Here is a 19834-nt window from a genome sequence, read left to right on the forward strand (position 1 = left end):
GTGGCCTTCCGGCTGCTGGTGGCGCACTCCCCCGCCGAGCGGGACGCCGCGCGTCAGGTCGAGGCCGACGTCTTCCTCCAGGCCTTCGGCAACACGCCGGAGCTCCTGGCGCAGGAGTACGGCCCCTACGAGGAGCGCTCGCGGTTCGTCGCGGTCATCGACGACGAGAGCGGCGTCGCCCTGGGCACCGCGCGGCTGATCACCGACGGCGCGGCCCCGGTGAAGACCGTGCTCGACATCGCCGGCGCGCCGTGGCACCTGCCCGTGGCCGAGAGCCTGGCCGCCGTCGACCTGGAGCCCGCGACGGTGTGGGACGTCGCCAGCCTCGCCGTCGACCCGCGCTACCGCGCCGGCGCGGCCGGCGCCGAGGTGAGCGTCGCCCTGTGCCACGGCATCTGGCGGTACGCCCGCAACTGCGGCGTCCCCGGCATGGTCACCATCCTCGACGACCGGGTGCACCGGCTCGTGCGCGCGATGGGCCTGCCCTGGCACGCGATGGCGGGCGCCACCTCGCAGCCCTACCTCGGGTCGCCGGCCAGCACCCCGTGCGTCTTCGCCGTGGCGACGGCGGAGGCCGAGGTGTACGGCGCCCGCCCCGACCTGGCGCCGGCGCTGGACCACGGTGTGTTCCGCTCGATCACCGTGGACCCGGCCGACCTGGCGGCGACCCGGGGCACCTTCGTCGAGTCGGCCGAGCCGGCGCTCGTGGGGGTGCCCCGTCGGGGCACCACCGGCTGGCGGCCGCCGACGGTCCGCCGCGAGAGCGCGCCCCTCGGGTAGGCCGGCGGCCAGCGCCCCCTGGCTCCGGGGCAGGACCGTTGTCCCGTGGGCAGTCAGTCTCTGCCCGGCTCTGGTGGGCAGAGACTGACTGCCCCGACATGGGGTGAGGGGCCCGGCAGGTCAGGCGGGACGGGCCACCGGGTGCGGTGCGCTCAGGACCTGACCCGGGCCGGGACCATCTCCTCGACGGCGGCCGCCACCATGTCCGCGGCCGCCGCGGTCAGGTGGGTCTCGTCCGTGCGCAGCAGCACGGAGCCGATGAAGGCGGGGCAGCGGCCGTCCGCGCAGAACATCTCCCGGGTGTCCACGTATGTCACGTCCGCACCGGCCGCCTGCAGCGACTCGACAGCGGACTGCTCGGCCTCGGACTTGTCCGGGAAGCCGCGGCCGATCGACCTGACGCAGTCCTCCGGGCTGCCCAGGCGCGTCCCGCACTCGCGGGGGTCGGCGCCCAGCGGCGGGTTGCCCAGCACCACCACCGAGCCGGCGTGCGGCGTCACCGCCTCGAGGGTCGACTCCAGGCCGCGCCGCCACTCGTCGATGGCGGCCTCGCTGTCGCCGTCGCTGCCGCTCCCGCTGACGAAGTTGCCGAAGTACCCCTGCCCGGCCGACAGGACCAGCACGTCGGGCTCCGTCTCCTCGATGAACTGCTGCGTGGTCTCGCGCGCCGCCGCGCAGTCCTCCGGGAAGCCGGGCGGCTCGGCCGGCGGGGCCACGGCGACGTCGACGAACGGGCAGGAGGCGTAGCCCAGCCCGAGCACCTGCCAGTCGTCGCCCGCGAAGATCGCGTCGACCGTGGGCCCCCAGCTCATCGCCACCGAGTCACCGACCAGGAGCGCCGTCCGGGCCGCGTCGGCCGGCCCGTCCTGGCAGACCAGCGGGTCGTCGATCTCGGTCACCGTGTTCCGGCACCCCGGGGCCTCGGTGAGCATCTCCTCGGCCTGCTGCTCGGGCCCCAGCCCGTCGAGGGAGGGCGTGAGGTCCGCCGGCCAGGAGTCGGCGGAGAGGGCGTCCTCCACCTGCTCCGCGAGCTCGGCCGCGGCGGGCCGTTCCCCGGTGGCGGAGATCGCCGGGCCCGCGCTGGCGGTGTCGGCGCCGCGCAGCCACGCCGGCCCCAGGAACTGGGCCGCGCTCACCACGAGCAGCACCCCGGCCACGGTGACGGGCAGCAGGACCCCCGTGCCGCGGCGCCGCTCCCACCCGGAGACGTAGCGGGGGCGGGAGCGGAGGTTCAGGACGGGCCGCTCGACCCACCGGTAGGAGGCGGCGGACAGCAGCACCGTGAGGGCCACGAGCGCCAGCTGCACCGGGACGGAGCTCCCGAAGGTGGCGACCCCGAACACCACGACCGGGAAGTGCCACAGGTAGATCGAGAACGACCACCGGCCGATCGCCTGCGCCACGGGGTTGGTCAGCAGGGCGGTGGCCGGGGACGGGGGCGGGTCGGCCAGCAGCACCATCGCCGCGCCGAGCACGGGCACCAGCACCCACGGGAAGGGGAAGGCCGAGGACGGCGAGATCACCACCGCGGAGCCGAGGATGACCACGAGCCCGCCGAGGCTCAGCCCCGGGCGGAGCCGGCCGGCGACGGCCGTCCGACCGGCGACGACGGCGACGAGCGCCCCGATCAGCAGCTCGCCGGCCCGCGCCAGGGTGTCGAAGTAGGCGGCCGTCGGGGCGGTGCTCGTCCGGTAGGCCGCCCACGCCAGCGAGACGGCGATCCCCACGCCGATGAACCAGACCAGCCGCTGCGGCCGGTGGCGGAGGTCGAGCAGCCGGAAGCCGGCGAAGAGGAGCAGCGGCCAGAGCGCGTAGAACTGCTCCTCGATCGAGAGCGACCAGTAGTGCTGCACCGGGGACACCGGCCCCTGCGCCTGCAGGTAGTCGGCCTCGACGGCCACCAGGTGCCAGTTCTCGACGAACAGCGCCGCGGCCAGCGCGTCGAGCGCGGTCTCGTTCGCCCGCGGCAGGAAGAAGAGGGCGTACCCGACGGCCACGGTCACCGCCAGCACCACCATGGCCGCGGGCAGGATCCGCTTGGCGCGCCGGAGGTAGAAGTCGCGGAAGGAGACGGCGCCGGTCGAGGAGAGCTCGCGGAGCAGCAGCGAAGTGATCAGGTACCCGGAGATGACGAAGAAGACGTCGACACCCACGAACCCGCCGTGGGGCCAGCCGAGGACGTGGTCGGCGACGACCAGCGCCACCGCCACGGCGCGCAGCCCCTGGATGTCGGCGCGGAAGCCCAGCGGACCGCCGGGGGGCCGGGGCGTCGTCCGGGTCGTCGCCTGATCCATCGCGGACATGGGCACGAACGTACTTGGCGCGGGTGGGTCCTCGGGGCACGGAGCCGGACGGGGCTCCCGGGCTGGGCAGGTGCCCACCCGTGCACCGACCGTGCGGCCCCACCCCCGGCTGCTCCGGGTGAGGGCCGTCGCGGGTGCCGGGCCGTGCAGCCCGGCACGGTCCGTCGGCCTCTCCTTCGCATCTCCTCGCCGTAGTGGCAGAGCGCTGGTAGCGTTCTCCCAGTGGAGACGACGATGGACAGCCTGGGACGGATCGTCGTCCCCAAGGCACTCCGTGACGCACTGGGGCTGACCGCGGGGAGCACCGTGGACCTCAGCCGTTACGGCGTCGGCCTGCAACTCGTCCCCGCCGGCCGGACGGCCCGGTTGACCGAGGTCGATGGCGCGCTGGTCGCCGACTCCACGACGCAGGTGACCGACGAGGACGTGTTCGGTCTGCTGGACTCCGCACGCAGGTGACCCGTCTGGCGTTCGACACGAGCGCCGCCGTCCCCCTGCTGATGCGGTCCCACGGCGCGCACGCCTCGGTACGTCGGCACTCGGCCGGCCGCGCGGCACTCCTCACCACGCACTCCCTGGCGGAGACGTACTCCGTCCTGACCCGCCTGCCCGGTGACGCGCGGGTCACCGCGTCCGACGCCGTTCGACTTCTCGAGGCGAACTTCGGCGACCCGCTTCCCGTTCCCCGCGCCGAGCTCGCCGCTCTGCCCAGGGCCCTCGCCCCCCTCGGCATCGCCGGTGGAGCCGTCTACGACGCGCTGGTCGGCCTCGCTGCCCGAGCAGCCGGCGTCCCGCTCGTCACCCGCGATGCACGCGCACTCGGCACGTACGCAGCCCTCGGGGTGGACGTCGAGCTGATCGAGCCGAGCTGAGGCGCGACGGGTCAGCGGGTGGTGGTGTCGGCGTGCTCCTGCTGCCGTGCGGCCAGCCGCTCCTTCTGCGGGATCACCACGTACTTCGGGTCCTTGGTGCTGGCGATGCCGGCCTCGAAGACGCCGAAGCGGGTGAGCAGCGAACCGGCCGCCAGCAGCGTGCCCGAGGCGACCGCGCCCCACCGCCGTCGTCCGGCCACCACGGTCAGCGTGGCGCCCGCCGCGGTGCACACCTGCGCCGCGCGCATCAGCGCGCCCGGCCGGCCCTCGTGGAAGGGCTCGCTGAGGAGCCCGTGGTCGGTCTCGACCTTGTGCATCGCGGCCAGTTCGATCGCGGCCCCGGCGATCGCCATCTTCCGCGCCGGCCCGGCCTCCTCCACCGGCGTGAACGCCATCGTGATGCCGCCGCCCGCGGCCATCGCCGAGCCGCCGAAGACGTAGGGCAGCTGGGTGTGCGCCATGTGCCACGACGGCACCGCGGTGTTGGCCAGCAGCACCCCGGTGTAGGTGGCCAGCGGGCCGCCGAAGACCGCGCCCACCACGCCGCCGAAGCGCTTGAGCCGCGGGAACCAGCCCAGCAGCTCCACCGCCGCCGTCGCCCCGGCCGCCGCGCTGAACGGCGCCAGGATGTACGTGCCCACCGACAGCGGCGAGGTCGGCTTGAGCACCCGCAGCATGTGCAGGAACCGCTCCGGCCGGCCCAGGTCGTGGATCAGGTAGGCCACCGACAGGATCGACCCGCCGCCCGCGGTCAGCCGCGACACCCTCGTCAGCGTCGGCCGGTCGGTGAGGTCGGCGAGTGCGCCGAGGATCGCCGAGGAGCCGGCCGCCCCGCCCAGGAACAGGTACAGCGGCACGTCCGGTGACTTCCACACCGGCGTCTTCACGATCTGCCGGCCGTAGTACGAGGTGAACTCGACGTCGTCGACCATCGCGACCTCGCCGCGGTGGCGCCCACGGCCGCGGCGGCGCTTCCGGCCGGTGCTGCGCTGCGTCGCCGGACCCCGGTCGGCCTGGCGCCACCCGGCGCCGGGGCTGGTGATACCGCCGGTCATGTCAGCGCCTCCGGGAACCGAGGACGGCGGTGACCGCGACCCCGATCATCATCGCCGCGGCCTTGCCGGCCGCCTTCCACATCGCCGGCAGGTCCCGCGTGGTGACGATCGGGTCCGGCGGCAGGCCGTAGACCTCCGGCTCGTCGAGCAGCAGGAAGAACGCGCCGTCGCCACCGACGCCGTCGTTCTCGTCCCGCCCGTACAGCCGCGCCGTCTCCACGCCCTGCGCCTTGAGCGTCGCCAGCCGGGCGTCGGCGCGCTCCTGCAGCTCGTCGAGGTCGCCGAACTGGATCGACTGCGTCGGGCACGCGGTCGCGCACGCCGGCTGCAGTCCGTCGGTGAGCCGGTCGTAGCACATCGTGCACTTGAAGACCCGGCCGTCGTCCTTGCGCTGGTCGATGACGCCGTAGGGGCAGGCCGCCACGCAGTAGCCGCAGCCGTTGCAGATGTCGCCCTGGACGACCACGGTGCCGTACTCGGTGCGGAACAGCGCGCCGGTGGGGCAGACGTCCAGGCAGCCGGCGTGCGTGCAGTGCTTGCAGACGTCGGAGCTCATCAGCCAGCGGATCTGCTTGTCCGCACCGGTCTGGCCGGTCTGCGGGTCGAACTCGCTGAGCGCCTCGGCGTTGAGCACGCTCTGCTGCGCGTTGGCCAGGCTGACGTCGTCCCCGGCGACCGCCGGTGACGCGCCGCTGCCGGCGCGGTCGTCGCCGGGCCGCCCGAACGTGGGCATCGGCAGGTCGACGGCGCGGCTCTGCTCGATGAAGGCCACGTGCCGCCAGGAGTTCGCGCCCAGCTGGCCGGTGTTGTCATACGACATCCCGGACAGATCCCCGAGGGCGTCCCGCACGCCGTGCGAGTCGTCCATGGGCAGCGTGTTCCACTCCTTGCACGCCACCTCGCAGGCCTTGCAGCCGATGCAGACCGAGGTGTCGGTGAAGAAGCCGACCCGCTTGGGGTGCTGCTCCTCGTAGCCGGCCTCGGCCGTGACGTCGGGCAGCGGGCCGAACAGCCGGTTCTGGAACTTCTCCCGCCCACCCCCGCGGCCGGTGAAGGCCGGGCTCGCCGAGCTGATGGTCATGCCGGCCTCTCGTCGTCGATGCGGCTGACCGCGTCCTGGCTCACCGTGGGGGGTCCTGGCCCACGACCGGTGCTGAGCCAGGAACCGGAACGATCAGCTGACCTGATCATCAGGGGGACGCCGCCGCTCACGGGGAGGACCCCTCGCCGGCCTGGGCCGCCACCGGGTCGCGGCCGTTCACGCCGACCTGCCCCGACGGCACCCCGGCCCGGCGGCGGTAGGACTCGACGAACTCCAGCAGCTCCGGCCCCCGCGGCCGACGCCCGGCGACGATGTCGCAGGTGCTGACCTTGGACTCCTGGATGTGGGTGTTCGCGTCCATGACGATGCCCAGCAGGTCGTTGGCCGCGTCACCGGTGGAGATGCCGGCGTAGGACCAGTGGTACGGCATGCCGATCTGGTGCACCACCGTGCCGTCGCGCAGCTTGATCGGCCGCACCCGCTCGGTGACCAGCACCTTCGCCTCCACCGCCGTGCGCGCGCTCACCAGCGTCGCGAACTCGCCGTTGGTCAGCCCCCGCAGCCGCGCGAGCTCGGGGCTCACCTCGACGAAGAACTCCGGCTGGAGCTCCGACAGGTAGGGCAGCGTCCGGCTCATCCCACCGGCGGTGTGGTGCTCGGTCAGCCGGTAGGTGGTGACGGCGAACGGGTAGACGTCGCTGCGCGTGGGGTTGGCCCGGTTCCACGGGCCCTCGATCATCTCGAGCGTCGGGTTGGCCTGCTGCTTGTAGAACGCGTTCTCGACCACCGACTCGGCCGGCTCGTAGTGCGACGGCAGCGGGCCGTCGACCACGCCGGCGGGCGCGAACAGCCACGCCTTGCCGTCGCCCTGCATGACGAACGGGTCGGTACCGGCCAGCGCGTCCTGCGCCTTGGCGCCGTGCGGGGGCACGTAGTCCGGGCGCTTCTTCTTCTCGAAGTCGGGCACGTCGACGCCGGTCCACTCCCCGGCACCCTCGTCCCACCACACGTACTTCTTGCGCTCGCTCCACGGCCTGCCGTCCGGGTCGGCCGACGCGCGGTTGTAGAGCATCCGCCGGTTGAGCGGCCACGCCCAGCCCCACTCCGAGGCGACGACGCCCTGCTCCTTCGCGGGCTTGCGCCGCGCGGCCTGGTTCACCCCGTCGGCGTAGACGCCGCTGTAGATCCAGCAGCCACCGCTCGTCGAGCCGTCGTCCTTCATCTCCAGGTAGGAGTTCAGGAGCCGCCCGTCGGGGCCGTAGCCGTTGATCTCGCGCAGCACCGCGTCGGCGCTGGGCTCGGCGTCGGGCCCGTGGGTCGGGTAGTCCCAGGTGAGGTCGAGCAGCGGGCGGTCCCGCGGGTCGGTGGAGTTCTTCAGCCGCTCGCGCAGGATCCGGCCGAGGTGGAAGTAGAACCACAGGTCGCTGCGGGCGTCGTTCGGCGGCTCGACCGCCTTGTGCCGCCACTGCAGCAGCCGCTGCGTCTGGGTGAAGGTGCCTTCCTTCTCCACGTGCGTGGCGGCCGGCATGAAGAAGACCTCGGTGCCGATCGTGTCCGGCGCCAGCTCGCCGGTCTCGTGCTCCGGGCCCTCCTTCCAGAAGGTCGCCGACTCGATCATCTGCAGGTCGCGGACGACCAGCCAGTCCAGGTTGGCCAGGCCGAACCGGTTCATCCGGCTGTTCGGGTGCCCGACGCCGGGGTTCTCGCCGACGAGGAAGTAGCCCGACACCTTCCCCTTGATCATGTCGGCGATCGTCCGGTAGGAGCTGTGGTCGCCGTCGATCTTCGGCAGGTAGTCGAACGCGAAGTCGTTCTCCGGCGTCGCGGCGTCGCCCCACCAGGCCTTGAGCAGGCTGGTCATGTAGGCGGGCTTGTTGCCCCAGAAGCCGCCCTTGCCGGCGGCGTCGGCGACGTAGTCCTCCAGCGAGTGGTGCTGGTGGGCGTGCGGCATCGGCAGGTAGCCCGGCAGCAGGTTGAACAGCGTCGGGACGTCGGTGGAGCCCTGGATGCTGGCGTGCCCGCGCAGCGCCATGATCCCGCCGCCGGGGCGGCCGATGTTGCCCAGCAGCGTCTGCAGGATCGAGCAGGTGCGGATGTACTGCGCGCCGACGCTGTGCTGCGTCCAGCCCACCGAGTACACCCACGCCGTCGTGCGGTCGCGCTTGCTGTTGCTGGTCACCCACTCGGCGACCTGCTCGAACACCGCCGGCTCGATGCCGCAGACCTCCGACACCATCTCGGGGGTGTAGCGGGCGAAGTGCCGCTTGAGCACCTGGAACACCGTGCGCGGGTGCTGCAGCGTCTCGTCGCGCTTGGGCTTCGCCGGGATCGGCGGGCCGCCGCTGCCCGACGCCTGTGCGCGGTCGGAGTGCGTGACGTCGGGGTCGTCCTCGAGCCGGTCCTGCTCGGCGGCCCGGCCCGGGTCGTCGGCGCCCGCGTGCGGCGGCTCCTCGAACTCGTACTGCCAGCTGTCCACGTCGTACACGCGGTTCTCGGCGTCGAAGCCGGAGAACAGGCCGTCGAGGTCCTCGGAGTCGACGTACTCCTCGCCCACCAGCGCCGCGGCGTTGGTGTAGGCGACGACGTACTCCTCGAAGTACAGCTCGTTGGTCAGGACGTGGTTGATCAGGCCGCCGAGGAACGCGATGTCGGTGCCGATGCGCAGCGGCACGTGCAGGTCGGCGATCGCGCTGGTGCGGGTGAACCGCGGGTCGATGTGCACGATCTTCGCGCCGCGGGCCTTGGCCTCACCCACCCACTGGAAGCCCACCGGGTGGCACTCGGCCATGTTCGAACCCTCGATGACGATGCAGTCGGAGTTCGCGAGGTCTTCCAGGAAGTTCGTGGCGCCGCCACGACCGAACGAGGCACCCAGACCGGGCACCGTCGCGGAGTGCTATATGCGGGCCTGGTTCTCGATCTGGATCGCGCCCAGGGCGCTGTAGAGCTTCTTCATGAGGTAGTTCTCCTCGTTGTCGAGGGTCGCCCCTCCGAGGCTCGCTACTCCCATGGTGCGGTTGACGCGCTTGCCCTCGTTCTCGTCCTGCCAGCCCTTGCGCCGGGCCTCCAGGACGCGGTCGGCGATCATCTCCATCGCCGTGCCGAGCTCGAGGTCCTCCCACTCCGTCCCGAACGGACGGCGGTACTTCACCGTGGTGACCCGCGACGGGCTGGTGACCAGCTGCTTGCTCGCCGCACCCTTGGGGCACAGCCGGCCGCGGTTGATCGGCGAGTCCGGGTCGCCCTCGATCTGGACGACCGCGTCGTCCTTCACGTAGACGTTCTGCGCGCAGCCGACGGCGCAGAACGGGCAGACGCTCTTCACGACCCGGTCGGCGGTGGCGGTGCGCGACACCGTGGCCTCGGTGGCCTTGCTGCGCGCGGCCTTGCCGCGGCCCAGCGGGTCGGAGCCGGTGAGCTGGCGGTACAGCGGCCAGCTGTCGAGCCAGGTCTTCACGGGCGTCACTCTGCCACCCGCTGCCGGGCGCGGCGCGATGACAGGCCCGCGCACCGGCCCGGTGCCGTCCGGAAGGGTGACGACGACGGCGTCAGCCGCGGGACCGGGCCTCCGCGCCCGCGAGCCGGCCGGGGGCCGCCGCGAGGAGGACCAGCGCGAGCACGGCGACCGCCCACCCCGCGAGGACGAACAGATCGCCGGCGTGCACCCCGTGGTTGCCGACCAGCGTGAGCAGCACCGGCCCCTCGTTGCGGTACTCACCGGTGATCAGGAGGGCGGCGAACCCGGAGACGACCGCCCCGGCGGCGAGGGCGCAGGACCAGCGGAGCATCCGCCCACGGTAGGCGCGCGCGGGCACCGCGCGGTCCGTCGCGCGGACGGCGGCCCCGCGCGGCTCAGCCACCCGCCGGCACCAGCGGCTCGACCAGCGGCCGGATCTGGTCGGCCAGGAAGCGGTGCCCCTCCTCGGTGGGGGTCTCGCCGTCGTCCCCGACCGGTCCGGGCCCGGTCAGCCAGGTCTGCGCCAGCGGGTCGGCGAAGGTGGTCCCGGTCGCCTCCGCGGCCGCGGCGACGGCGTCCCGGTCGGTCTGCACGTAGCCCGGCGCAGGGATCTCCGGCCACGCCGGTCCGACGGCCAGCAGCGCGGCGTCCGGCGACGCCGCCCGGACCGCCTCGATCGTCTGCTGCGCGGCCGCCTGCACGTCGGGGAAGGCGGCGTTGTCGTCGCGGGAGCCGGAGAGGACGACGACGTCCCAGTCGCCGCCGGCACCCTCGGCGAGCTGGGCGAAGGTCTGGCCGTCGGGCGGGGCCACGAGGTAGCCGCTGCCGTCGGCCGCGGCGACGGTCAGCTCCACGGGGCGGCCTCCTTCGCCGGAGATCTCCTCGGCGACCAGCTGCGGCCACGCGGGAACCCCCTCGGGCGCGACCGTGGTGCCGTCGCCGACGACGAGCATGCGCACCGGGGCGGCAGCGGCGGCGGTCTCCGCCGTGCCGAGCCCGGCCGCAGCGGGGGCGGTGAACCCCGGCGGCGGCGGCCGGTTCACCAGGAGGAACGCCAGGGCGGCGACCGCGAGCACGCCGAGCACCATGACCGCCCACGCCCAGCGCGGCGCCGGGGGGAGTCCGCCCACCACGGCGCGAACGGTACGCCGCCGGGCCCCGCCGGGGAGGTCAGCCCGACGCGCTGCTCCCCGCGACCGGCGGCGCACCCGCCCCCGGGCGCCCGCCCGGCGGGAGCGGGCCGGCGGACGCCAGGCGCGCGGCCTGCGCGCGGCGCTGGGCCGACCGGCGCAGCAGCACCTGGGCCTGGGCCGCATCGGCGGTGCGGGCGGCCCGCTCGGCGAGGACGTCGGCGGTCTCGAGCAGCAGCGCGATCCGCCGCCGGTCCGCACCTCCCGCCTGCGGCACGGGCAGGTGACCTGTGGTCATGCCCGCATCGTGCGGGAGGCCCGCCCGGCCCGCGACCCGGCGCCGGTCCCCCCGATCGGGTGACCACGCGGGCATCCCGGCTGGAGCACGCGGTGCGCGCTCCCGATGACCACGACGTGACCACCGCCGCCGCCCCGGGGCCGCCCCTGGCCGCGTCCCCGTCCGGGCGCGCGGCTGCGCCGGCGTGCCTCCTCGCGCTGGTCGCGGTCGTGCTCGGCGGCTGGTCCGCCCCCGCCCCCGCCCGGCTGCTCTGCCTGGGCGGCGCGGCCGTCCTCGCGCGTGCCCTGTTCGTGCTGTGGCGCCGCCAGGCCCGGCTCACGGGCGCGCTGCGCACCAGCCGCGCCCAGTTCACCGCCCTCGTGCGCAGCAGCGCCGACCCCGTGGTGCTCCTCGACGACTCCCTGCGCGTCACCTTCGCCTCCCCCGCGATCGCCGCCCTCCTCGGCCGCGATCCCGCCGAGCTCCCCGGCCTGCCACTGGCCCACGCCGTGCACCCGGACGACCGCCGCACGCTCTTCGCCACCCTGCGCACCCGGGCCGACGAGCACGGCGAGCTCGCCGTCCGCACCGCCCGCATCCGCACCGGCGACGGCGGGTGGCGGCTGGTCCAGGCCACCGTCCGCGACCTGCGCGCCGACCCCGAGGTCGGTGCGCTCGTGCTGTTCTGCTCCGACGTCACCACCCGCCGCGAAGGCCCCGACCCCGAGCTGCTCGAGCTGGCCCTCACCGACCCGGTCACCGGGCTGCCCAACCGCAGCGCGCTCGTCCGCCGGCTGGCCGCCGTCCAGCGGCAGGGGCCGGCGCACCGCGCGTCGCTCGTGCTGCTCTCGGTCGACGGCGCGGCCTCCGCCGGGCCCGGCGCCGAGACCGCCGTGCTGCGCGCGCTCACCTCCCGGCTGGCGCGCGAGCTGCGCGGGGAGGACTGGCTCGCCCGCGGCAAGGACGGCGACTTCGTCGTCCTCGTCGACGGCGGCGTCGCCGACGCGGAGGTCGTCGCGGCCCGGCTGATCGCCACCCTCGGCTGGCTGGCCACCCCGGCCGGCCGCCTCACCGCCACCGCCGGCGTCACCGGCCTGGCCGCCGACGTCGACCCCGGCGAGGCGCTGCGCCGCGCCGACCTCGCCCTGCACAGCGCCCGCACCGCCGGCGCCGGCTCGGTGCACCGCTTCGACGACGCGCTGCGCTCCGCCGAGGACCGGCGCAGCGCGCTGAGCACCGACCTCGCCGGCGCCCTGGCCCGCGGCGAGCTGCGGCTGGTGTTCCAGCCGGTCGTCGACGTCGTCCTGCAGCGCACCGTCTCCGTCGAGGCGCTGCTGCGCTGGCGCCACTCCGAGCTCGGCGACGTCTCCCCGCAGGAGTTCGTGCCGCTCGCCGAGGAGTCGCCGCTGATCACCGAGCTGAGCCGCTGGGTGCTGCGCGAGGCGTGCGCCACCGTCGCCGGGCTGCCCGGTGAGGAGCTCGCCGTCGCCGTCAACGTCTCGGCGCGCCACGTGCACAGCGGCGAGCTGGTGGCCGACGTCGTCGCCGCGCTCGGGACCAGCGGCCTGCCCGCCTCCCGGCTCGTCGTCGAGCTCACCGAGTCGATGCTGCTCGACAGCCACGTGGCCGACGAGCTGCAGACCCTGCGCGGGCTCGGCGTCCGCATCGCCGTGGACGACTTCGGCACCGGCTGGTCCTCCCTGGCCTACCTCGCCGGCATGCCGGTCGACCTGCTCAAGATGGACCAGCACTTCCTGGCCGACGTCGAGCACGACCCGCAGCGCCGGGCGCTGTGCCGGGGGGTGCTCCAGCTGGGCACCAGCCTCGGGCTGCCCGTGGTCGTGGAGGGCGTGACCACCACCGATCAGCTCGCGCTGCTGCGGGACATGGGGCACCGGTACCTGCAGGGTTACGCCTTCGCCCGGCCGCTGGAGGCCGAGCAGCTCGCCGACGGCGGCTGGCGCACCGCCGTCGCCGTCGGGCTCGACGCCCCGGCCGGGCCGGCGGTGCCGTCGTGATCGGGCCGCGGGACCTCCCGGGCCGGCTCCGGTGGACGGCGCTGCTCGGCCTGCTCGGTCTGGTGCTCGCCGTGCCCTTCAGCGCGCCCGGCGGCACCGGCATGCAGTGGGACGAGCTCGTGCTCGGCTCGGTCGCCACCAGCTGCGCGGTCGTCGTGGTGCGCCGGCTGCGCACTCTGGAGCCGGCCGCGGCCCGCCCCTGGTGGCCGGTGGCCGTCGGCGCCGGCTGCTTCGCCGTCGCCCAGTTCCTGGCCGGCGCCTTCCCCGGCCCGGCCTTCGACGGGTTCGGCCTCGACGAGGTGCTGCTCGTGGTCGGCGCGGCCACCCCGCTGGTCACCGCCGGCCTGCTGGCCCGGCGGGTCATCCGCACCCGCTGGAGCGCCCTGGTCGTCGACGGCACCGTCGTGGCCACCGCCGTGCTCGTCGTCACCGAGGTGCTGCGCGCACCGCTGGTCAACCCGGCGGGCGCCCCCGAGGACCTGCGCACCCTCGTCCTGCTCTACGGCTGCCACGCCGCGCTCATGCTGGGCGCCGGCGGGGCCGTGTGCACCGTCTCCACCGCCGGTCTCCGCCGCTCGGTGACCACGCTCATGGCCGCCATCGCCGCCCAGTCGGTGGGCGCGGGCGCCGAGGCCATGTCGATCGTCTCCCCCGGCACGTTCTGGACGGCGGTCTCCGACCTCAGCGTCGCCATCTCCCTGCTCGCCACCGCCCTCGCCGTCGTCCTCGCTCCCGCGGCCTTCACCGAGCGCAGCGCCCGCGCGGCCGCACCGGTCGTCAGCCCGGTGGGCCTGCTGCTGGTCGTGGCCGCGCTGCTCGCCCTGCCCGCCTCGACCCTGTACATGGACCTGCGGGGCGAGGGGCACTCCGTGCTCGCGGACCTCGGCATGGCCGTCGTCTTCGTCCTGATGGCCGGCCGCGTGGTGCTGCGCATCCGCGAGGACGGCCGCATGACCGAGGACCTGGTGCGCAACGAGGAGGACTTCCGCGAGCTCATCGAGGCAAGCTCCGACGGCATCGCGATCATGGACGCCGGGTTCCGGCTGCTGTTCACCTCCCCGGCGGCCCGCAGCCTGCTGGGGGTCCGCGCCGACGACGCCGAGGTGTCGCTGCTGGAGCTCGTCGCGCCCGAGGACCGCGAGCTGCTGCGCCTGGCGACCCTGGACCACCCCGCGGGCGAGGGCCCGCCGCTGCAGTTCCGCGTGCCCCTCGACGGCGGGCTCCGCCGCGAGCTGGAGGTCACCTCCTCCGAGCGGCCGGGGGGCAGCCGGCGGGTGCTCTACCTGCGCGACGTCACCACCCGCCGCCGCCGCGAGCGCGAGCTCGAGCGCATGGCCTACACCGACCACCTCACCGGGCTGGCCAACCGCGCGATGCTCTTCCAGGAGCTCGCCGCGCCGGCTCCCGAGGAGCGCTGCCTGCTGATCGTCGACCTGGACGGGTTCAAGGCGGTCAACGACGTCGCGGGCCACGAGGCCGGCGACCAGCTCCTGGTCGACGTCGCGCGTCGGCTGCACACCGTCGTGCGCGAGGACGACCTCGTCGCCCGGCTCGGCGGCGACGAGTTCGCCGTGCTGGTCAGCGGCACGCTCCCCGACGGCGAGGACGTCGCCCAGCGGGTCGTCGACGTCATGGCCATGCCGTTCCGCTCGGGCGGGCACACCTTCGCCACCGGGGCCAGCGTCGGCGTCGCGCCGCTCACCGCGGCGGGCGGGCAGAGCGCCTTCCGCGAGGCCGACGCCGCGCTGCGGTCGGCGAAGCGGGCCGGCAAGGGTTGCGTGCGGCTCGCCGGTGAGGACCTGCGGGAGGGCGTGGAGCAGGGGCCCGACTTCGACGACGTGGTCGCCGAGGGTGTGTTCACCGTGCGCCTGGACGCCGCGTGCGGGCCCGGGCGGCGCATCGAGATGGTGCACGCCGTCCCGACCTGGTCCCACCCGGAGCACGAGGACGTCCGCGGGCTGGAGCTGTGGGGCTTCGCCGACCGCCAGGGCCGCGCCGGCGAGCTGCAGACCTGGCTGCTGCACGAGGCCTGCCACGTCGCCGCCGGGCTGCCCGACGAGGAGGTCGCGGTCGCGGTCAGCCTGCCCGCGGGCCTGGTGACCGTCGACGGGCTGGCGACGACGGTCGCGGGGGCGCTGGCGGCCTCGGGGCTGCCGGCCACGCGGCTGGTCCTCTCCTTCACCGAGGAGACCCTGCTCATCTCGTCGGCCGGCCTGGTGCCCGAGCTGGAGGCGGTGCGCCGCACCGGCGTCCGGCTCTGCCTCGACAACTACGGCATGGGGCACAGCATCTTCGCCCTGCTCGCCCGCGTCGCCCTGGACCTCGTCCGGGTCGACCTCACCGCGCTCGCCGCCCGCGACGACACGACCCGCGCGCTCCAGGTGCTCGCCGCCATCGCCCGCACGAGCGGCGGTTTCGGCCTCACCTCGATCGCCGGCGGCATCAGCACCCCCGAGCTGTGCGACGCCGCGTTCGCCGTCGGCGTCCACCTGGTGCACGGCCGCGCGCTGCCCCACGACCTGTCGCCCGACGACCTCGCCCGCCGGGTCGCCGTCGTCCCCAGCGCCTGAACGCTCCGGCGCCCCGGGCCCGACCGCTCCGGCATCCCGGCCGGACCGCGGGGAACGTTCCCGTGACGGGCCGGTGAACACCACCACCCCCGCCTGGTGCCGGCTCACGACCTGCCCGACAGTGGTCGCGTGAGACCCGACGCCCGCGCCTGGTTCGCCGACCGCACGTCGAGCGCGCGATCCCTCGACGAGATCGACGTGGCGGCGCTGCTGCACGCCAAGCGCCGGGGCGGCCACCGGGTCAGCGTCGTCCTCCCCGCCCGCAACGAGGAGGCGACCGTGGGCCGGCTGGTCGCCGACCTGCACGCGCACTGGGTGCGCGGCGTGCCGCTGATCGACGAGCTCGTCGTCGTCGACTCCGACAGCACCGACGCCACCGCCGCCGTCGCGCGGGCCGCCGGGGCCGAGGTCGTGGCCACCACCGAGGTGCTGCCCGCCGCGGGCACCCGCCGCGGCAAGGGCGAGGCCCTGTGGAAGTCGCTGGCCGCCACCACCGGCGACCTGGTCGTCTTCCTCGACGCCGACCTGCTCGGCGACGTCGCCCACTACGTGCCGGGCCTGCTCGCACCGCTGCTGGCCGATCCGCAGATCGCCTACGTCAAGGGCTGCTACACCCGGCCGCTGGAGGTCGAGGGCACCGTGGTGCCCGCGGGCGGCGGCCGGGTCACCGAGCTCACCGCGCGGCCGCTGCTCAACGCGCTGTGGCCCGAGCTCGCCGGGGTCGTGCAGCCCCTCGGCGGCGAGTACGCCGGCCGCCGCTCCGTGCTCGAGCAGGTGCCGTTCGTCTCGGCCTACGGCGTGGAGGTGGGGCTGCTCGTCGACCTGCTGCGGCTGGGCGGGCTCTCCTCGCTGGCCCAGGCCGATCTCGGCGTGCGCCGGCACACCTCGCAGGACGTCGAGGCGCTGGGTGAGATGGCCGGCCAGGTCGTCGCCACGGCGCTGTCCCGGGCCGCGGGTGCGGGCGGGGCGAGCGGGCTGCTCACCCAGTTCCGGCACGACGGACGGGGCTTCGTGCCGCGCAGCAGCGTCGTCGCCGTGGACGAGCGCCCGCCGATGATCACCGTCGCCGAGTACCGCGCCCGCCTCGCCGTCTGATCTCGCCGTCCCCGTCCTCCTGCTCCCGCCCGGAGCCCTCGACCTCGCGATACGGCTGCCGACCTCGCGGCGCACGGCGACGTCGGCAGCCGCACGGCGCGGCGGAGCCGCAGCGCCCTCGGTCGCATGCCTCGCCCAGAGCGAGGAGGATCTCCGCGTGCCGCACGACCGCTCCGCCCGTCCGCGCCGGTGACCGGCCCCGAGGTCGTCGCGCACCGCGGTGCGACCGCGGAGGCGCCCGAGCACACGCTGGCCGCGTACCGGGACGCGACCGTCGTGGGCGCCGACGCGGTGGAGTGCGACGTCCGGATGACCCGCGACGGCGTGCTCGTCTGCGTCCACGACCGCCGGATCAGGACCACCTCGAACGGTCGCGGCGTCGTCTCCGCGCTGCACCTGGCCGAGCTGGAGCAGTTCCGGTTCGGCGCCCGCCGCGGCCGGCGGGACCGGTGGGCGGACGACACGATCACCGCCGTCTCGGACGAGCCCGACGTCGAGGACGGCCGGGTACTGACCCTCGACCGGCTGCTCGAGTACGTGACGGCGACGCCCGGGAGCGTCCGGCTGGCCATCGAGACCAAGCACCCGACCCGGCACGCGAAGCGGGTGGAGCAGGAGCTGGTGCGGTCGCTGCGCCGCTACGGGCTGCTGCAGGCCGACCGGCCGGCGCAGTGGGGCGGGAAGCCGGCGTTCCGGGTGATGAGCTTCTCCCAGCTCGCGGTGCGCCGCGTCCAGGCGCTGGCCCCGGGCGTTCCCACCGTGCAGCTCGTCGGCAAGCGGCTGCGCGCGGTGCGCACCGAGCTGCTGGCGGGGTCGATGAGCGCGGTCGGGCCGGGGGTGGCGCTCGTGCGGGCCGATCCGGGGTTCGTGGCGCAGGCGCAGGCAGCGGGCAAGGAAGTCCACGTGTGGACGGCGAACACGCCCGCCGACATCGATTTCCTGATCGGGCTCGGCGTCGACGCCCTCATCACCGACCGGCCGGACGAGGCGCTCCGCCGGCTGGGCCGCGGGACGACACCTGCGGCGTAGCACGCGCGGGCCGCTCCCCGCCGCGGCCGGCGCTACCCGGCGCCGGAGGATCCGTCGGCGCGAACCCTCACCGGCCAACGGAGTGCGCTGCCGCCCACTTCTGGCCCTCCGAAGTGAACGCCAGCGCACATCGTGTCGTACCGCAGCCGCCGGGGCTGGTGGGCCGGTGAGCCGGTCGGGCGGGTGGACCGGTCGGCCCGGTCGAGCGGGCCGGCCGGGTCAGGAGCGGGCGGCGGAGAGGTCCAGCCGGTCCAGCGCCGCAGCGAGGTCGCCGGGAGTGTCGAAGACGTCGACCGCCCCCGCTCCGCGCAGCTCGTCGTCGCCGAACCCACCGGAGCGCACCACGAACGCGGGCATCCCGGCGTTCTTCGCCGCCTCCACGTCGAACACGGAATCCCCCACGACGACGCTGGGTGCGTCCACCGGTTCGCCGAGCTTCTGCAGCGCCACCTGCAGCAGATCGGGTGCCGGTTTGCTCGACTCCACGTCGTCGTTGGTGGTCCACGCCTCGGCGAGGTCCCGGGCGTCCAGCAGGTCCAGGAAGTGGTCGACGTGCTGGACCTTGCCCGAGCTGGCCAGCACGACGCGGTGCCCGCGGTCCCCCAGCGCGGTGAGCAGGTCGCGTGCCCCCGGCAGGGGCGCCACCTCGTCGATGAGCCGGTCGAACTCCTCGGTCCAGCGGTCGCGCGCCTGCTCACCGATGCGCGCCTCGAGGCCGTCCCCGCCGAGCGCGGCCGGCAACCGGTCGCCACCCATGCCGATCAACCGGTGGATGCGCCAGATCGGGAACGTCTCATCCAGCGACCGGAAGGCCCGGTACCAGGCGAGGGCGTGCTGGTAGTTGGTGTCGACGAGGGTGCCGTCGACGTCGAGGACGGCGATGCGGAGGTCACTCACGCCCGAGGGCCTGCCCACCAGCAGCGCGCCCGAACCGCACGCCGCCCCGCCGCAGTGCCCCGGCGCGAAACGGAGCGAGTGCTGGGGGCGGGGTGTTCTCTCAGTCGGCGTGGACGAGCAGGCCCCGCACGGTCTCGCCGGCGCCCTGGTCGCGGTACCCCTGGTTCACCTCGTCGAGGGCGTAGCGGCGGGTGATCAGCCGGTCGAGCTCCAGCCGGCCCTCCTCGTGCAGCCGCAGCAGCCGCGGGATGTCGGTGAACGGGTTGCACGAACCGAACATCGAGCCCTGCACCCGGTGCTCGAACACCGTGGTGATCTGCCCGTTGAGCGTCGCGCGCCCCTCGTCGGGCCGGTCGGCGAGCGCGGTCAGCACCAGGGTGCCGCCCTTGCCGAGGCAGGCCGACGCCGCCTTGAAGACCTCCGCGGTCATCTTCCCCACCGTGACGACGACGACGTCGGCCCCGGTGCCACGGGACAGCTCGCGGGCGAGCGGGACCGCCTCCCCGGCGTCGGCGACCGTGCGGGTGGCGCCCAGCGACTCGGCGAACTCCCGCTTCATGGCCACCGGGTCGACGCCGATGACGTGCATCGCGCCGGCGTGCACCGCGCCCTGCACGGCGTTCACGCCCACCCCGCCGAGGCCGACGACGACCACGGTGTCCCCGGGCCGGACGCCGCCGGAGTAGACCGCCGACCCCCAGCCGGTGGGGACGCTGCAGGCGACCAGGGCTGCGGTGTCCAGCGGCAGCCAGGGGTCGATCTTCACGCAGGAGAACTCGCTGAGCAGGGTGTGCCGAGCGAAGGCGCCGATCATGCAGAACCCGCCCAGCGGCTCGCCGTCCAGGCGGTACGGGAAGGTGCCGGTGGGCAGCTGACCGGTGGCGATGGTCGCGCCCTTGTCGCACAGGTTGGAGCGGCCCGAGGCGCAGGAGCGGCAGTGCCCGCAGGCCGGCAGGAAGCTGGTGACGACGTGGTCACCCGGCGCCACGCCGGTGACGCCGGCGCCCACGGCCTGCACGACGCCCGAACCCTCGTGGCCGCCGACGATCGGGTACCGCCCGCCGGGGTTGGCGTGCCGCAGGTGCTCGTCGGAGTGGCACAGGCCGGCATAGGCCATCTCGACCAGCACCTCACCGGGTCCGGGGTCGAGCACCTCCAGGTCGACGACCTCGTACTCGGTCCCGGCCTCGCGCAGCACCGCAGCTCTCGTCCGCACCGGGCGGCTCCTCCTCGCAGTCGTCGTCCGGGCGCCCGGGCCCTCCGGCCGGGTTCGCCCGCGGCCATCGTGCCTGGTCGATCCGGGGGCGCC

At 74.8% G+C, this 19834-nt stretch carries 15 protein-coding genes and 1 pseudogene; 7 read left to right on the plus strand and 9 right to left on the minus strand.

Features of this window, described 5'->3' with window-relative positions:
* A complete protein-coding gene (locus BMW62_RS15215) occupies positions 1-780 on the plus strand; it encodes a hypothetical protein (protein ID WP_091932186.1) in 780 nt (259 codons plus the stop codon).
* Between the two features lie 152 nt (positions 781-932).
* Here BMW62_RS15215 and BMW62_RS15220 read toward each other — a convergent pair whose 3' ends face one another.
* Entirely contained in the window at positions 933-3083 is a 2151-nt protein-coding gene (locus BMW62_RS15220; RefSeq protein WP_091932189.1) for an acyltransferase family protein, read from the minus strand.
* A gap of 234 nt (positions 3084-3317) precedes the next feature.
* Between BMW62_RS15220 and BMW62_RS15225 the strand changes: the two genes are divergently transcribed.
* Together BMW62_RS15225 and BMW62_RS15230 are read left to right on the plus strand one after the other, a co-directional pair.
* Entirely contained in the window at positions 3318-3542 is a 225-nt protein-coding gene (locus BMW62_RS15225; protein ID WP_244524067.1) for an AbrB/MazE/SpoVT family DNA-binding domain-containing protein, read from the plus strand.
* Positions 3539-3955: a PIN domain-containing protein gene (locus BMW62_RS15230; RefSeq protein ID WP_091932195.1), complete on the plus strand. Its 417-nt coding sequence runs from the start codon at positions 3539-3541 to the stop codon at positions 3953-3955. Before BMW62_RS15225 ends, BMW62_RS15230 begins: the two co-directional genes overlap by 4 nt.
* An 11-nt stretch (positions 3956-3966) precedes the next feature.
* On the opposite strand, the gene nrfD is transcribed toward BMW62_RS15230, so the two are convergent.
* The 6 genes and pseudogenes from nrfD to BMW62_RS22740 form a co-directional block, all read right to left on the minus strand.
* Positions 3967-5010: an NrfD/PsrC family molybdoenzyme membrane anchor subunit gene (gene nrfD, locus BMW62_RS15235; RefSeq protein WP_091932198.1), complete on the minus strand. Its 1044-nt coding sequence runs from the start codon at positions 5008-5010 to the stop codon at positions 3967-3969.
* A gap of 1 nt (position 5011) precedes the next feature.
* Entirely contained in the window at positions 5012-6091 is a 1080-nt protein-coding gene (locus tag BMW62_RS15240) for a 4Fe-4S dicluster domain-containing protein (RefSeq protein ID WP_091932200.1), read from the minus strand.
* Positions 6092-6218: 127 nt separating this feature from the next.
* Positions 6219-9509, minus strand: a pseudogene (gene fdh, locus BMW62_RS15245) (formate dehydrogenase).
* A gap of 91 nt (positions 9510-9600) precedes the next feature.
* Positions 9601-9840, minus strand: coding sequence for a hypothetical protein (locus tag BMW62_RS15255; protein ID WP_139206285.1), 240 nt, complete (start codon positions 9838-9840; stop codon positions 9601-9603).
* A gap of 64 nt (positions 9841-9904) precedes the next feature.
* Entirely contained in the window at positions 9905-10642 is a 738-nt protein-coding gene (locus BMW62_RS22735) for an SGNH/GDSL hydrolase family protein (RefSeq protein WP_170852410.1), read from the minus strand.
* Positions 10643-10679: 37 nt separating this feature from the next.
* Complete coding sequence (locus BMW62_RS22740; protein ID WP_170852411.1) at positions 10680-10937, minus strand: hypothetical protein; 258 nt, start codon at positions 10935-10937, stop codon at positions 10680-10682.
* A gap of 92 nt (positions 10938-11029) precedes the next feature.
* Here BMW62_RS22740 and BMW62_RS22745 point away from each other — a divergent pair, with 92 nt between their 5' ends.
* The 4 genes from BMW62_RS22745 to BMW62_RS15275 all read left to right on the plus strand — a co-directional run bounded on the left by BMW62_RS22745 (position 11030) and on the right by BMW62_RS15275 (position 17628).
* Complete coding sequence (locus BMW62_RS22745) at positions 11030-12934, plus strand: putative bifunctional diguanylate cyclase/phosphodiesterase (RefSeq protein ID WP_170852412.1); 1905 nt, start codon at positions 11030-11032, stop codon at positions 12932-12934.
* A complete protein-coding gene (locus BMW62_RS15265; protein ID WP_091932211.1) occupies positions 12931-15504 on the plus strand; it encodes a diguanylate cyclase domain-containing protein in 2574 nt (857 codons plus the stop codon). The genes BMW62_RS22745 and BMW62_RS15265 overlap by 4 nt, the downstream gene beginning before the upstream one ends.
* A 129-nt stretch (positions 15505-15633) precedes the next feature.
* A complete protein-coding gene (locus tag BMW62_RS15270; RefSeq protein WP_091932215.1) occupies positions 15634-16599 on the plus strand; it encodes a glucosyl-3-phosphoglycerate synthase in 966 nt (321 codons plus the stop codon).
* 189 nt (positions 16600-16788) lie between these two features.
* Positions 16789-17628, plus strand: a complete 840-nt coding sequence (locus BMW62_RS15275) for a glycerophosphodiester phosphodiesterase (protein ID WP_211435147.1) — start codon at positions 16789-16791, stop codon at positions 17626-17628.
* A 219-nt stretch (positions 17629-17847) separates the two neighbouring features.
* Here BMW62_RS15275 and BMW62_RS15280 read toward each other — a convergent pair whose 3' ends face one another.
* Complete coding sequence (locus tag BMW62_RS15280; RefSeq protein WP_091932221.1) at positions 17848-18525, minus strand: HAD family hydrolase; 678 nt, start codon at positions 18523-18525, stop codon at positions 17848-17850.
* 100 nt (positions 18526-18625) lie between these two features.
* Positions 18626-19741, minus strand: a complete 1116-nt coding sequence (locus BMW62_RS15285) for an NDMA-dependent alcohol dehydrogenase (RefSeq protein WP_091932223.1) — start codon at positions 19739-19741, stop codon at positions 18626-18628.
* Positions 19742-19834 lie beyond the last annotated feature (93 nt).

Source organism: Blastococcus sp. DSM 46786, from assembly GCF_900109665.1.
In the GTDB taxonomy this organism is placed as follows: Bacteria; Actinomycetota; Actinomycetes; order Mycobacteriales; family Geodermatophilaceae; genus Blastococcus; species Blastococcus carthaginiensis.